The sequence below is a fragment of the Candidatus Enterovibrio escicola genome, from assembly GCF_002464935.1.
Classification (GTDB): Bacteria; Pseudomonadota; Gammaproteobacteria; order Enterobacterales; family Vibrionaceae; genus Enterovibrio; species Enterovibrio escicola.
Genome location: NZ_NBYY01000009.1, coordinates 78,318 through 93,712 on the forward strand (window position 1 = coordinate 78,318; position 15,395 = coordinate 93,712).

A 15,395-nucleotide genomic window follows, 5' to 3' on the forward strand; every position below is an offset into this window, starting at 1 on the left:
AGGGCGAAGTTCTTTTGACTGATGATTTGATGCAAACAATCAGATCGAGAGTCAAGCATATAATTCATTTCTTATACGAAGTTCAAATTAATTATTATGGCAATTTATTTAAAGATAAATTTTGTCGTTATCGAGTAGATTCGTCCATCAATATACGTGATAATGTTTTCACACCCATTCCCGTAGCACCCACCGACCACTTGTCACTTGCACTTTTACGATAAGCTCCCGAGCAATCTAAATGGATCCAACCTTCTTTATAATCTTCAACAAAATAAGAAAGGAACGCCGCTGCGGTACTTGCTCCTGGTGAATGTTTCCCAGACTCTACATTTGCCAGATCCGCAAAGCCGGAAGGAAGCATGTTGCGATGAAATTCCTCCAATGGGAGTTGCCATAGACCTTCATTTTCTGCATCAGCAGCATTCATACAGCGGAGTGCTAACGCTTGATCGAAAGTAAATAATGCATGGTAGTCATTTCCTAGAGCCATTTTCGCCGCACCCGTCAACGTTGCACAATCAATAGTCAACGTAGGCTTGAAGCTGTTAGCAAACAATAAACCGTCAGCAAGAACCAGACGACCTTCAGCGTCAGAATTTAGCACTTCGACAGTCACACCATTCTTATAGGTAATAATATCACCCAGTTTGTAAGCATTACTGGAGATCATATTTTCCGCACAGCATAAAATTAGCTTTACTCGTTTATTTAGACCTTGCACGATCGCTAAACCTAATCCTCCTGCAGCCATCGCAGCCCCGCTCATATCTGCTTTCATCGTATCCATAGAACTAGACTGCTTTATGCTATACCCACCTGAGTCAAACGTGATGCCTTTCCCGATGATACAAGCGAATACTTTTGAATTTTCATCACCCATTGGATTGTAGTCCAATTGCAGCATGGCCGGTTTTCGCGTAGATCCACGACCCACAGTATGTACACCTACCCACCCCTGCTCTAACAAATCTGTACCAGAAACCACTTTATACCTCACATCTTTAGAGTAAAGTGCTTTCGATTTGATGAATTCACCTGCACGCACAGCCAATTGTTGTGGTCCAACATCTTCCGCTGTTTCATTGATAATTTGACGAACCCAATCAGTCACTGTGATGTGATTATTTAGTAACTTTTGAGCGGTGTTTTCTAATGTTGGTGATTCAAATTCATATCCCACCTTAGGTCCACGCCATCCTTGATAAAATGCCCAAGCTGTATCAACAGACCAGTTATCTCCAGCTAACGAGACTTTTTGGATACCCTGCGTATCCAAATTCCGTGCTGCTTGTTGCACTTGATCAAGCACAAAGTCACCGAAAGCATGAACGGTTGCACCATTCTGATTAAAAGAGATCACGGCCTTTTTACCACCCCAAACATCAGTAGCAGGTTCATGTGATAACTGGATAAGCATTTTGTCGGTCATGTTAAACTCCTTGTTCGGTATGGCCTCTGAAATTGACTGAGAAATAGTTTTAATTTTATAGACAGATACTTTATTAAGACCAATGTTATACGCTTTTTACGTGCAGCTGCAGCATTACTAACTTTACTGTTTCTAGGATTCCAAATCGATCCTGTGGGCATAGTTTGTCTTTATTCACAAAATTCATTTGTCGTCTAGCTCAGGTTAACTGAAATCAGAACATCTTTTCCGTTTTTATTTCATGATGATAGAGTTTTTACCTTGCCGTTTATCGGTTACGCCAAAACAATGAGTCCACTCATAATGGATGGAAACAACTGCAATTAGTTAGTACTCGTGATATTTTCTCAGGACTCCAATCATTTTCTGATCCACAGATGAATGAAAGTATTTTTATCTGCTAATATCTTGTATTGGCTTGCACCCTTGAGATTATTTTTCAATAGATCTTGAGCAATTTTAAGACAATAAGAACCGTTATTACGGTATCTTTCCAGCTTTCTCCTAACTGAGGTATGATGTAACTTGATTGTCTTTGCAATACAGGAGATTAGAATAACCTGCTCCAGAATAGTCTAAATTTGGTATTTTTTGCCAGCGTTAAACTGCTGATAATCTAGAGCGGTACTGCTTATATTTTTGGCAAGAAAAGTATGTTACTTTCAGTAGTTGACCTCCTCTTTTACACTAAACCATAAGTGTCGTAGTTATTATCTAAATCTAGGAGTAAATATGCTCTTATGTAGATCTGCGGTTAACTATACCCAAATAACTTGAAGGTATAGCTTTCAGCGAGCTTTACTCATATACTGACTAAAGAAGTTAGCCATATCAAAAAGATAGCACACTTAGCATATAATCAGCAAACTCACCACATGGGCTGTATGAGAGTCTCTGTGTACCCATTCCGTCATTAAAAACTCATGAAATAGACTGATTATAACTATAAGTATTTACCTCGAACATAACGCAGTTATGACTTATAGAATCGAGCATCTGCAAGTTGTTTTGCTAAAAGACAGTTAATCTATCTCTTCCATCCAGCAGAGGACGATCGCCTCTAGGATCTTTTCATTGGAATGATTAGAATCATCGGAAAAGTTCCTTAACTCCAACACCCAATGATGCAGGTCAGTAAAACGCACCTTTGTCGGGTCTATATCAGGAAATTTATCTAGTAATTCAATCGCAATATCGTGTGAATCAATCCATCTTAGGCTCATAGAGCAGGTTCCTATTCATCAGAATTATTGTTCAAACTTAATCAGTAGTTTTCTGCAGCATGGTTCAATGTATAACGAGGAACTTCAATAACCAGATCTTGATTAGCCACTTTGACCTGACAACCAAGACGTGATTCAGGTACTAAACCCCATGCTTTATCCAACATATCATCCTCCAATTCAGCGCTTTCATCTAGAGAATCGAAACCTTTACAAATGATCACATGACATGTGGTACACGCACAGGATTTTTCGCACGCATGTTCAATCGCAATACCGTTGCGTAAAGCCACATCCAGCACAGTTTCTCCGATTTCCGCTTCCAATACAGCACCTTCTGGACAAAGATCTTTGTGTGGCAGAATAACAATCTGTGGCATGTGCTTAAACCTCGTCAATTGAATGGCCAGAGAGTGCTTCACGGATAGCTTTGTCCATACGGCGTGATGCAAATACCTGACTCACTTTATCTGTATCTTTGATACCTTGCTCAATTTCGGCAGCATTATCGCCTTTTTGAAGTGAAATAAGTCTTTCCATGGCATCTGTTAGCACTTTCTTTTCGGTTTTTGACAACAATGTATCACCATCAGACTTGAGAGCTACGAGAAGTCCTTCAGTCACACGGTCAACTTCAACTCGCTGCTCGGCAAGATAACGGGCATCTTTATCTGCTTCAGCATGTGTAAGTGACGACCGGATCATATTAACCATTTCAGGGTCACTCAAACCATAAGTCGGTTTGACCTGAATTGAAGATTGTAGCCCAGTACTTTTCTCCATTGCCGTAACGGAGAGTAAGCCATCTGCATCGACTTGGTACGTCACTAGAATGTGAGCGACACCCGCCGTCATTGGTGGAATCCCCTTAAAAGTAAAATTAGCCAGAGAACGACAATCATCAACCATTTCACGCTCACCTTGAACCACATGTATTTTCATGCGTGTCTGGCCATCTTTAAATGTGGTGAAATATTGAGCACGTGCCACAGGAATAGTGGTATTCCGTGGAATAATTTTCTCCACCACCCCCCCCATGGCTTCGATACCTAACGATAGTGGAATCACATCAAGTAACAGTATGTCCCCATCAGGTTTATTACCCACCAAAATATTTGCCTGCGTAGCCGCACCAATAGCAACGGATCTATCAGGATCGATATTGGTAAGTGGTTTTCTCCCAAAAAATTCACCGACCTTCTCACGAACCAAAGGTATACGAGTTGAACCGCCCACCATCACAACCTCCAGCACATCGTCAATACTCACTTTTGCGTCTTTTAATGCACGACGACACGACAACAGGGTTTTCATCACCAAGTCACCAATAAGATGTTCAAACTGTGTACGTGAAAGCCTTCCCTGCCAACCCAACACATCAATATCAGCACTACTACTCTTACTTAATGTAAGTTTTGTCGTGATCGATTTATTTAACAAAAGTTGAGACTCGTTGCCTGATAGCTTCGTGAAATTGGCTTGTTCTAAAATCCAATTAGCAATTAGATGATCAAAATCATCCCCGCCCAACATAGAATCACCACCCGTCGCTAGTACTTCAAACACACCTTTTGATAAATGAAGGATAGATATATCAAAGGTACCTCCCCCAAGGTCATAAACAGCGATAGTTCCTTCTTGGCCAGAATCGAGACCATAGGCGATAGCAGCTGCCGTTGGTTCATTCAGTAAACGAAGTACATTCAACCCCGCTAACTTTGCAGCCTCTTTCGTACTGGCACGTTGCGCGTCATCAAAATATGCTGGAACAGTAATAACGACACCATCAAGTTCACCCCCCAGAACGTCTTTTACACGTTCACTTACCATACGGAGAATGTCCGCCGACACTTCAATCGGATTCTTTATACCCGCACGGGTATGGATCAACGGTAAGCCATTTTTAGATGTTGAAAATATATAAGGTAAATGAGGATAACGGGATTTTACATCGGCAAGAGATCGTCCCATCATGCGTTTTACAGACACTATGGTATTTGCACTGTCTGATTCTAATTTTGCTTGTGCATCATAGCCAACTTGGATGGTTTCACCGTAGTGAACGATCGATGGAATCAATGCACGATCTTGGAGATCGTTAAGGGTTATTGCAGTGCAATTACACACTGTTGCAACTAAAGTATTTGTAGTTCCCAAGTCGATGCCGACCGCAAGCTTCTTTTCACGTTGCGCTTTATTCAGACTAGGTTCCTCAATTTGTATCAGTGCCATATGGATTCCTGTCGCCAAACCTATCGCCACGGGCGGTTAGTCGAGCAACCTGTCTTCAATTCGTTCGATTTCTTGTTTGAGTTTGACTAAGAATTTGAGCTTACTCACTAATGTCGCCGCAGCAACATAACATGCATCATCAAATGCATCGGCCAGTTCAGAGAGAAGTTCCTTATGAATACTATTTGTCTTTTTCTCAAAATCAAACAACAATAAATTCGGTTCATCACTTTCAGCAATTTCTTCTAGCTCTTTACGTAATTCCATTTGCTGCAACAGAAACTCATGATCTGTCATCATTTGTTGTTCATCACACAATTCCAAGCCTTTCAACGAAATCATATATTCAGCACGATGCATAGGATCTCTCAATGTCTGATACGCATCATTAATTTGCGTGATTTTCTGAACAGCAAGCTGCCTTTCCTTCCTAGATGCGATGACAAATTTATCTGGGTGAAAACGTCTCTGAAGATCAAGATACTTATAAAACAGAGAGTTAACATCCAGTTCAAACTGACATATTAGCCCGAATAGTTCAAAATGATTCATTTTATCTCACGAGTTAAACATTAAAGCTTTCGCCACAACCACACTCACTATTAACGTTAGGATTATTAAACTGAAAACCCTCATTTAACCCTTTTCTGATGAAATCCAGCTCAGTACCGACGAGATACAACATACTTTTACTGTCGACAATCACTTTTACGCCTTTCTCTTCAAATACCTGATCTTCATCTTGGATCTCATCCACGAACTCCAACACGTAAGACATACCAGAACAACCTGACGTTCTAACACCCAAACGCAGCCCTATTCCTTTTCCTCGTCTTACAAGAAAGCTGCGAACGCGCGATGCAGCAGCATCTGTCATAGTAATGGCCATATACACAATAACCCTTTAATATTTAAGTTTCGTGTTTCTTTTTATAATCGCTAATTGCTGCTTTGATAGCATCTTCCGCTAAAATTGAGCAATGCACCTTCACTGGCGGCAATTCCAGCTCTTCAACGATTTCTACATTTTTAATCGCTATCGCTTCATCAAGAGACTTACCTTTTACCCACTCAGTAATTAATGAGCTTGATGCGATAGCTGAGCCACAACCATAGGTTTTAAACCTAGCATCTTCAATGATACCGTCTTCATTAACTTTGATTTGTAGCTTCATTACATCTCCGCATGCAGGTGCCCCAACCATACCACTACCAACACTTGGATCATTCTTGTCAAATCCACCCACGTTACGTGGATTTTCATAGTGATCGATTACTTTTTCGCTGTAAGCCATGATCTGCTCCTCGAAATACTTACACTGGTTCAGTGATGTGCCCACACAACGGTACTCAAATCAACCCCTTCTTTGTACATATCCCAAAGAGGTGACATTCCACGTAGCTTGATAACCGCTTTACGGACCTGTTCTATCGCGTAGTCAACTTCTTTTTCTGTTGTAAATCGACCAAATGAGAAGCGAATTGAGCTGTGCGCTAATTCATCGTTTAAACCCAATGCCCGTAAAACATAAGAAGGTTCAAGGCTTGCTGAAGTACATGCAGAACCTGACGATACCGCCAAATCTTTCAATGACATCAATAAAGATTCACCTTCGACAAAAGCAAAACTGATGTTTAAGTTCATCGCGACTCGCTGCTCAAAATCACCGTTCACATAAACAGCTTCTAGAACCTTCACACCGTCATAAAAACGGTTACGAAGTGCCAAAGCATGTTTTTGATCTTTTTCAAGATCTTCCTTCGCAATCCGGAACGCCTCACCCATACCCACAATTTGATGAGTCGCGAGGGTTCCAGAACGCATACCACGTTCATGACCGCCACCATGCATTTGTGCTTCAATACGGATACGTGGCTTACGGCGAACATAAAGAGCACCGATACCTTTCGGGCCATACACTTTGTGGGCACTCATTGATACAAGGTCGACTTTAATTTTTTGCGTATCTAGCGGCAATTTACCAATAGATTGTGCCGCGTCAACGTGGAACACCACTTTACACTCACGACACAATTCCCCAACTGCAGCAATATTTTGGATAACTCCAATCTCGTTGTTCACATGCATAAGAGTTACCAAAATAGTATCTTCACGTATCTCATTAGCTAACTTACTCACATCAACAATGCCACTTGGTTCTGGTACAAGATAGGTCACATCGTAACCTTCACGTTCAAGTTGACGACAGGTATCAAGCACGGCTTTATGTTCGGTCTTACATGTAATAATGTGTTTACCTTTCTTACCGTAGAAATGGGCAATACCTTTAATAGCTAGATTGTCTGACTCTGTCGCACCTGACGTGAACACGACTTCACGTGGATCAGAATTCAGATAATTCGCAATATTTTCACGTGCAATATCTATAGCTTCTTCTGCCTGCCAACCATAACGATGCGAACGAGAGGAAGCATTACCAAAACAACCATCAATTGTCAGACAGTGAATCATTTTTTCAACAACACGCGGATCTACTGGGCATGTGGCTGAATAGTCCAAATAAATTGGCAATTTCATTTATATCTCCAAGTACTCTGAAACGGCTAACTATGAACGAAAACGCACACCCATCAAGGTAGAGTTTTTACTGCCACTGGCATTAAAAGCATGTCTAACAATTGTTGACGAATCGAGTGTCGAATCCTGACGACCAGCAACCTGCTTAATTTCGTTATCGTTCATCAATGTTCCAAGTGTAATATCATTCAGAAATGTATTAATACGTGAACTCAAATCACACCATAGTGTATGTGTCAAGCAACGTATTCCACCCTGACAGCCCCCTTTTCCTTGACACTTTGTAGCATCAACCGATTCGTTAACGGCAGCAATGACCATGCCAACAGCGATGTTGGAAGCGCTTACGCCTAAGCGATAACCTCCACCAGGTCCCCGTATGCTGGATACTAATCCAGCTTTGCGAAGACGCGAAAAAAGTTGCTCAAGATAAGACAGCGAAATCCCTTGGCGATCTGAAATATCAGCAAGGGGCACTGGATTTACCTCGGAATGTAACGCTACATCCAGCATCGCTGTTACAGCGTATCTACCTTTAGAAGTCAATCTCATAACATCTTACCTGTGAGTATTCAACTCAGTAATTCTAAAATACTTGACAAAAACAGTCAAGTATATCTCTTCACGTTATAGTTATCCTTTTAACCTTTCTGAATTAATTTCAGATCTGTATCAGCAATGAATCCAGCAATCAGGTTGACCATAAAGCTGATACAACTACGGTGCCGAGAATGCTCGATTTGGGATATGTTTTTTAGTTGGTCAAAAACAGTTTCAATAATAAATCGTTTCTGGGAACATCAGGCGGTTCCAAAGTTTCATCACTTTGGGTTTCATGTTTTTTACACCCGTTATCAGTGTCACTCCCTTGCCTGCAAGTTCCCACTCAAATAGACCAAAGATATAACCTTAATCTCCGTATAACACCCCTCATAGCTCGTCAACCATTTCCGATACAGGCTTTCTATCATCCACGTTAGCCGTTGTCACTTTGACTAAGATAATGCCACCTTGGTCATTGATAATAAGGTATAATTTAAAACCGTAGAACCACCACATCGTTCCTTTTCCTCGCTTCTTAGTACCTTTAAAAACCTGATATCTGAGAATGCGTAGGTTGTGATAAACCTGTAGCTTAGACGAATCAACGAAGGCAATCCCTGTCGGCCTTGCCTGATAGTGAGTGAGGTAAGAGCAAAGCGCAACTAGGATACATTGCATGAACTTGAGCATCCTCGTGTAACTAATTCAGGAAATTCATTGGTGAAGTAACGATAAATAACGTGGATATAATAGGTTTTTAAGTCGCGATACCGAGATTGATGGAAAGTTCTTACTATCGTCATAACTTAGCTAACTAAGAGGCAAGAAAGCTTGTTTCTTTGTTTGATACGGGAAGAAATTAGGTATTTTTCCCATGCAGGAAGGAAAGTCTGGCAGAAGTCGACGAAAACGGCGTTTAAGTCATTCATGCCCAACTCCTTGGGCAGTCAATAATTTATATCAACCGATCAGATCACAACTTTGGTATTCAGTTCATTTCTTATACGCAGTTCAGGTTAATAAATCCTTATTAAATCGTGGCCGTGGGTTTATATTCTCAGATATCGAGATTGAAACAGCACTGATGGTGAAAGGTATTTTTAAGCTCCCACTTCGTCGATTAGAAAGCTTTCTTAATTCGGTTTTTACGTTGATGAATGTCCCGCAGGAATCCCCTACAGACACCTGTATTAATAATACGTTCGAAGACGGTAAGAGTCAAGTACAGTTAACCGAGTCGAAGAGCTGTCGACCACGTCATTATTGAGGCCACAGGCCTCAAAGTATACGATGAAGGTGAATGAGAAACGCGTAAACACGGTAAGGAGAAGTAGCGTATTTTGTGCAAGCTTCATCTTGCCGTTAATGTGTCTACTCATGAGGTTATTACTGCAGGAGTTAACCTAGTTTCTGTGGGTAACCAATGAGGTTTTACCTATTATTGCTTAACTCATTACGACGAAAGATATAGCAAGTCAGTGCTGATAGAGCCTATGACACAAGATCATGTCACCACAAACTTAAGAACAAAGGAATAACGCCCACTATTCTACCTTGAAGAAACATGAAGTACTGGGAGGAAAGGCATCCTAGAAATGAAACTGTAAAGGCGTTAAAAGAGGACAAGCTGGTGGAGTGGAAAAGGATAGGGATTATCACAAACTCTCTCTAGCAGAGACAGCAATATTTCGCTATAAATAGTTGCTCAGACCTAAACTCACTCTTCGTAATTACAATGCTCAAATTAGTGAATCGCTGGCAAATGTGAAAGCGATAAATAAAGTTATAAGATTCGGTATGCCTCTTCGCCAGCAGATAAATTAAGACTGTAAAAAAGATTGGGATCTGTGCGTTATAGGTCTGATTTAATCAACAAAACCGTTTTGACTCCTCAAATCCGTTGTGTTCCCAAGGTAGGAAGGAAAATTGGTTTTGTCGAAAAGTTCTGCAGAGGTAGGAACGTACTTATTTTTAAGTGCGATTAGGCTGCAAGTGTCTAAAATTTATCCTAAACGGATAAACCCTCTGGGTTGTCGAGCTGTCCATTTATAATTATTGACTACAGCTCTATGCTAGCGAGTATTATGGTGTCTTCTTCATTTGATTTCCATGCTAAGCACTGATGCAATTTACCTTTTAATTTTCGATTTCTGGTATCTTTGTTCGCCTGAATTTCTTAAATAATTAACTTGAAGTACTTCAATTAAGTTGAGCATCCTCGCCGTAAACCAAAATTGGATGTTGATATTATTCATCGATAACGCATTGGTACCTCTCTTATCAATCACCACCTTTTTAGGTAAACCATTATGGCCTATCTTTTTGTTGAAAATGGAGTGAGCCACTTTCTCATCACGGTGTTCTCATAGTAGAAAATCAATGATATTACCGAACTTATCAATAGCCAGATAGGAATACTTCCACTGAGCTTTGATGTTGATATATGTCTCGTCCATCAGCAACGACGAGGCGACAGGTTTCTTTGTTCAACGAGGATGATGTCGTTAAGGAAAGTGTCAACCTGAAAATTGATATCTTCTTCCCTCGATCAACTGCTAATAATTCATGGTAGTACGACTTGTTTATGTAGCAGAAAATCGTATTATTTTCAGTTGTTTACCTTAACTTTTACGCTGAACCATAAGTGTTGTAGTTATGATCTGAAATAATCTCTTACTACTAATCAATATATTGAAGTCATGGCCTCTTTTTTGGTAGAATGTTATTTCTAGATGTATATATTATTAATTAACCTCAGATCTGAGGTTAAATCAAGAAATTCGTTGATGAGGTATCGGCAAACAAAGGGGATGTAAATAAGTTTTGAAGTCTCGAAACCAAGATTGATAGAAAGCTATCACTATCGTCATCTCTGCACTAACAGAGAGGCGAGAAGGGGTGTATATTTATTTAATATCGGAAAAAATTAGGTGTTTTTTCCATGCAGGGAGGAACGTCAGGTAGAAATCGGCGACATCGACGACAACAGGGTCTAAGTCATTCATACCCCATCCTTGATGGGGTCGATAGTTTTTTTAAACGATCAGATTGCAACTTTGGCATTTAGTTCATTTCTTATGTACAGCTCAGGTTAATCAGGAACTTGTTTGGCATGAACGATCTACAACGTCTTAAGGAAATGGGAATTGCGGTATGGGAACTTAGACGTCCCGATATATATCCAAACCTTTATCGAGAAATCATATCACTGCCTTTGTCGTGCAAATTACTGCTTATTTGCGATGAATTATCAAATGAACACGATGCATGGCTATTTGGTAAAATATTGGCAAGCATTGGACTTTTACCTGATCAGGCACTTAGATTACCACCAGCAGCATTACCCCATGTTGGCGAACATGCCTTATCATGGTGTTGGTTTGCGGGTGTGAAGGAATCTGATTTATCAAACTTAAAGGGTGTGAAACGATTAATATCACCAGCCTTGTCTGTCCTCCATGGAAGCCCTACGGAGAAAAAAGCATTGTGGTTACAAATACGAGAAAATGAAAGTTGAACTCTTACCGATTGATGACCAGTGGGTTGACGCTATCGTTAATATTGAACGTACTGCACACACACATCCATGGTCGGATTCAATGCTTCGACAATCACCCACTAAATTTTCCTGTAATCGCGTGTTATTAATTGAGGGTGATGTAATTGGATATTTTTACGCGCAATGTATCTCTGGAAATGCTTCGCTCTTGAATATTGCTGTAGTACCTGCTTACCAAGGTAAAGGTTATGGAAAACGGTTACTTGTAACATTTCTTGAAAGCATGAGTGTAATCAGTGCGCAAGAAGCTTGGCTTGAAGTACGACAAAGCAATGTTAGCGCAATACGGCTATATGAATCTCAAGGGTTCAATGAGTTTGATAGACGTAATGACTACTACCCGACAGCTCTTGGTACAGAAGATGCACTTATCATGAGCTATTGGTTCAATGAATAAGTGATTTGATGATTAAAATGGGTTTTATCGCAAACTGGAATGGTAAATTATTACCTCATCAGCATTCATTATCTTTAGTATTATGACTATCAACTTTGCAGATCAACACTTACCTTCCAACATCATCCTTGAGGCTATTTGCTATTACGTTTCTTATAAACTCAGTTACCATGAAATTGAAGATCTCCTAGCTGAGACGAGTATCAATACTGATCACTAAACCATCAATTTGTAGGTTATCAAATACGCTCATTTTCTGGAACAGCATGCTCATCGTGGTAGATGGACGAGATATATATCAATATCCAACTCTGATTTACGGGGAGGACGTTTAACTTTATTGAAAGACTTCAAGTTAAGTATTTGAACAACCTAGACGAACAAAGCCATCGGAAAGTAAAAGGTAGAATTCATCAGTGCCTTTGATGGAAATAAGATGAAGGAGCCAACGCAACACTAGCTAGCATAGAGCTGTTGTCAATGATTAAAAATTGACAGCTCGATAATCCAGAGAGTTTATCTGTTTAGGATAAATTCTATGCGCTTGCAACCTAATTTCATCTAGAAATAAATATATTTCTACTTCTGCATAACTTTGCAACAAACCAGTGTCACTCCCTAGTCTGCAAGTTCCCACTCCAATGGATCATAGATATACCTTTTTCTCCGTATAAACACCCCCAAATCTCGTCAGCCATTTCCAATACAGGCTTTCTATCATCCACGTTAGCCGTTGTCACTTTGATTAAGATCATACCGCTTTGGTCATTGATAATGAGGTATGATTTGAAACCGTAGAACCAGAACATCTTGCATGAGTTTGAGCATTCGCGTATAGCTGACTAATTCAGGAGATTCGTGGTGAGATAGTGGCAAACAAAGTGGATGTAATAGGTTTTGAAGTCTCGATATCCCGATCGATAGCCAAGCTATCACTATAGTCTTCACTTCGCTAATGGAGAGGCGAGAAGTCCTCTTTCGTTATTTGACACCAGAAGAAATTAGGTATTTTTCCATGCAGAGAGAAAAGTCTAGCAGAAGTCGTTGACATCGATGAAAACAGTGTCTAAATTATTAATGTCCAAACTATTCTACAGTCAATAGTTTTTTAAACGATAAGATCGTGACTTAGACATTTAGTTCATTTCATATACTCAGCTAAGGTTAACTATCTGTTTTGGCTTATTTATCCCAGTCACTTACTACTGAAAAATGAAGGGGCACAAAGCCCCTTTTTACACCTCGTTAACATAACCCTTATACAGGGTGAGTTAAGTGTCTTCTCTTGGTTGGACTTCAAAGTTTTCAGATTGTACTTCTTGATCGACTGCTGCTTTCATACTCAGGCGGATACGGCCTTGACGATCTATTTCTAAGACTTTAACTTGAACTTCTTGCCCGTGCTCAACGTAGTCAGACACTTTTTCAATACGCTTATCCGCAACTTGAGAAATATGAACTAAACCTTCTTTGGTACCAATTACAGCTACAAAGCAACCAAAATCAACGATGCGCGTAACTTTACCTATATAGATACGACCGACTTCTACTTCTGCAGTCAGTGCTTCGATGCGAGCAATAGCTTCATTCGCTTTATCACTATCGATTGCTGCTATTTTCACAGTACCGTCATCTTCAATTTCTATTGTAGTGTCAGTTTCTTCAGTCAGCGCACGGATAACCGCACCACCTTTACCAATCACATCTTTGATCTTTTCTGGGCTAATTTTAAGAGTAAAAATACGAGGAGCAAATTGAGAAATATTATCACGCGCAGTAGCTATAGCCTGATCCATAATATTCAGGATGTGCAAACGTGCACCTTTCGCTTGATTCAATGCAATTTCCATAATCTCTTTGGTGATACCTTTTATTTTCATGTCCATTTGCAGCGCAGTAATACCATCATCGGTACCTGCTACTTTAAAGTCCATGTCACCAAGGTGATCTTCGTCACCTAAGATATCAGACAGAACAACGTAATCAGTTCCTTCTTTTACCAAACCCATTGCGATACCAGCAACAGATTTCTTGATCGGGACACCCGCATCCATCAAAGCCAACGAAGTAGCACATACAGATGCCATTGAAGAGGATCCGTTTGATTCAGTGATTTCAGATACTACACGGATGGTATACGGGAATTCGTTTTGTGAAGGCATTACCGCAAGAACACCACGTTTCGCCAGTTTACCGTGACCGATTTCTCGACGCTTAGGTGAACCTATAAAACCTGTTTCACCTACACAGTATGGAGGAAAGTTATAATGCAGTAGGAAGTTATCCGTATACTCACCTGTGATAGAATCAATGATTTGTGCATCACGCTTAGTACCAAGTGTTGCCGTTACCAAAGCTTGTGTTTCACCACGAGTAAACAGCGATGAACCGTGAGTGCGTGGAAGAATACCGGTTCGAACGTCAAGTTCACGAACCATGTCTTTTTCACGACCATCGATACGTGGTTCACCTGCCATAATGCGACCACGTACAACTTGCCTCTCTAAGCTGGCAAGCATATCCTCAATTTCACGAATCTTAAACTTATCGTTCTCTTCAGTTATCTGTGCAATAACATTTTTCTTAATCTGGTCAACTTCTGCAGAGCGGGCAATCTTTTCAGTAATCTGATAAGCACCAGTCAGATTTTTTTCTGCAAGTTCAGTAACTTGGTCTTTCAACTCTGTGTTTATTTTTGGTACTACCCATTCCCAAGGAGGGGTAGCAACTTCAGCAGAAAATTCCTTAATAGCATTGATAACGACTTGTTGTTGATCATGACCAAATATAACCGCCTGCAGCATTTGCTCTTCACTTAGACGGTCAGCTTCTGATTCAACCATCAGTACTGCATTGTCAGTACCCGAAACAACTAGATCTAGCCGACTATTTTTCAGTTCAGCGTTGCTGGGGTTCAGTCCCAACTCCTCATTAATGAGACAAACACGTGCACAACCGATTGGACCGTTGAATGGAATCCCAGAGATAGATAATGCCGCTGAGGTAGCAATCATAGCGACGATGTCAGGGTTTACATTTGGGTTCACAGAAACCACAGTTGCAATAACTTGAACTTCATTTTTGAACCCATCTGGGAACAATGGACGTATCGGACGGTCAATTAAACGACAAATCAGTGTCTCTCCTTCAGAAGGACGCCCTTCACGTTTAAAGAAACCACCTGGGATTTTACCTGCCGCATAAGCACGTTCTTGGTAGTTAACCGTCAACGGGAAAAAATCTTGACCTTCTGTCACTTCTTTTCTACCAACAACACTAACAAACACAGAAGTGTCGTCCATGCTAGCCATAACTGCCGAGGTTGCTTGACGCGCCATTATACCAGTTTCTAAAGTAACGGTATGGTTACCGTACTGGAATGTTTTTACGATTGGATTCACGAGAAATTCCTTGTTTTAATGCACCTAATCGGCACCGAGTCACGTTATTTCATCGGGTCTCACTAATCA

At 40.5% G+C, this 15,395-nt stretch carries 14 protein-coding genes and 2 pseudogenes; 3 read left to right on the forward strand and 13 right to left on the reverse strand.

The annotated features are described in order from the left end of the window. Positions 1–127 precede the first annotated feature (127 nt). The 10 genes and pseudogenes from pepB to BTN49_RS21700 form a co-directional block, all read right to left on the reverse strand. Complete coding sequence (gene pepB, locus BTN49_RS02010) at positions 128–1,432, reverse strand: aminopeptidase PepB (protein WP_097355798.1); 1,305 nt, start codon at positions 1,430–1,432, stop codon at positions 128–130. A 1,022-nt stretch (positions 1,433–2,454) separates the two neighbouring features. Beyond that, positions 2,455–2,655: a Fe-S cluster assembly protein IscX gene (gene iscX, locus BTN49_RS02015; RefSeq protein WP_097355799.1), complete on the reverse strand. Its 201-nt coding sequence runs from the start codon at positions 2,653–2,655 to the stop codon at positions 2,455–2,457. Between the two features lie 41 nt (positions 2,656–2,696). Next, the gene (gene fdx / locus BTN49_RS02020) at positions 2,697–3,035 is read right to left on the reverse strand and encodes an ISC system 2Fe-2S type ferredoxin (RefSeq protein ID WP_097355800.1); all 339 of its coding nucleotides are present in this window, start codon (positions 3,033–3,035) and stop codon (positions 2,697–2,699) included. A gap of 4 nt (positions 3,036–3,039) precedes the next feature. Beyond that, positions 3,040–4,887 carry a Fe-S protein assembly chaperone HscA gene (gene hscA, locus BTN49_RS02025; protein ID WP_097355801.1) on the reverse strand — a complete coding sequence of 616 codons (1,848 nt, stop codon included), beginning with the start codon at positions 4,885–4,887 and terminating at the stop codon, positions 3,040–3,042. A gap of 36 nt (positions 4,888–4,923) precedes the next feature. Next, positions 4,924–5,439 (reverse strand): co-chaperone HscB, encoded by a 516-nt coding sequence (gene hscB, locus BTN49_RS02030; RefSeq protein WP_097355802.1) that lies wholly within the window; start codon positions 5,437–5,439, stop codon positions 4,924–4,926. Positions 5,440–5,452: 13 nt separating this feature from the next. Further along, entirely contained in the window at positions 5,453–5,776 is a 324-nt protein-coding gene (gene iscA / locus BTN49_RS02035) for an iron-sulfur cluster assembly protein IscA (protein ID WP_097355803.1), read from the reverse strand. A gap of 22 nt (positions 5,777–5,798) precedes the next feature. Continuing rightward, complete coding sequence (gene iscU / locus BTN49_RS02040) at positions 5,799–6,182, reverse strand: Fe-S cluster assembly scaffold IscU (RefSeq protein ID WP_097355804.1); 384 nt, start codon at positions 6,180–6,182, stop codon at positions 5,799–5,801. 29 nt (positions 6,183–6,211) lie between these two features. Continuing rightward, positions 6,212–7,426: an IscS subfamily cysteine desulfurase gene (locus BTN49_RS02045; RefSeq protein ID WP_097355805.1), complete on the reverse strand. Its 1,215-nt coding sequence runs from the start codon at positions 7,424–7,426 to the stop codon at positions 6,212–6,214. Positions 7,427–7,456: 30 nt separating this feature from the next. Next, on the reverse strand, positions 7,457–7,978 hold the full coding sequence (gene iscR / locus BTN49_RS02050; protein ID WP_097355806.1) for a Fe-S cluster assembly transcriptional regulator IscR: 522 nt from the start codon (positions 7,976–7,978) through the stop codon (positions 7,457–7,459). Between the two features lie 122 nt (positions 7,979–8,100). After that, positions 8,101–8,898, reverse strand: a pseudogene (locus tag BTN49_RS21700) (IS982 family transposase); the annotation flags it as partial. Between the two features lie 107 nt (positions 8,899–9,005). Between BTN49_RS21700 and BTN49_RS17085 the strand changes: the two are divergent. Then, positions 9,006–9,793 (forward strand): annotated as a pseudogene (locus BTN49_RS17085) (IS5 family transposase); the annotation flags it as partial. Positions 9,794–10,332: 539 nt separating this feature from the next. Here BTN49_RS17085 and BTN49_RS20025 read toward each other — a convergent pair. Then, positions 10,333–10,425, reverse strand: a complete 93-nt coding sequence (locus BTN49_RS20025) for a DDE-type integrase/transposase/recombinase (RefSeq protein ID WP_097355809.1) — start codon at positions 10,423–10,425, stop codon at positions 10,333–10,335. A 656-nt stretch (positions 10,426–11,081) separates the two neighbouring features. Here BTN49_RS20025 and BTN49_RS02080 point away from each other — a divergent pair. Together BTN49_RS02080 and rimI are read left to right on the forward strand one after the other, a co-directional pair. Next, complete coding sequence (locus BTN49_RS02080) at positions 11,082–11,486, forward strand: DNA polymerase III subunit psi (protein WP_097355810.1); 405 nt, start codon at positions 11,082–11,084, stop codon at positions 11,484–11,486. Continuing rightward, a complete protein-coding gene (gene rimI / locus BTN49_RS02085; RefSeq protein ID WP_097355811.1) occupies positions 11,476–11,925 on the forward strand; it encodes a ribosomal protein S18-alanine N-acetyltransferase in 450 nt (149 codons plus the stop codon). The genes BTN49_RS02080 and rimI overlap by 11 nt, the downstream gene beginning before the upstream one ends. 611 nt (positions 11,926–12,536) lie before the next feature. Here the strand turns inward: rimI and BTN49_RS02095 are convergent. Both BTN49_RS02095 and pnp read right to left on the reverse strand, forming a co-directional pair. Then, positions 12,537–12,734 carry a transposase gene (locus tag BTN49_RS02095; RefSeq protein ID WP_097355812.1) on the reverse strand — a complete coding sequence of 66 codons (198 nt, stop codon included), beginning with the start codon at positions 12,732–12,734 and terminating at the stop codon, positions 12,537–12,539. A 462-nt stretch (positions 12,735–13,196) separates the two neighbouring features. After that, positions 13,197–15,326: a polyribonucleotide nucleotidyltransferase gene (pnp, locus tag BTN49_RS02100; protein ID WP_097355813.1), complete on the reverse strand. Its 2,130-nt coding sequence runs from the start codon at positions 15,324–15,326 to the stop codon at positions 13,197–13,199. Between the last annotated feature and the right edge of the window lie 69 nt (positions 15,327–15,395).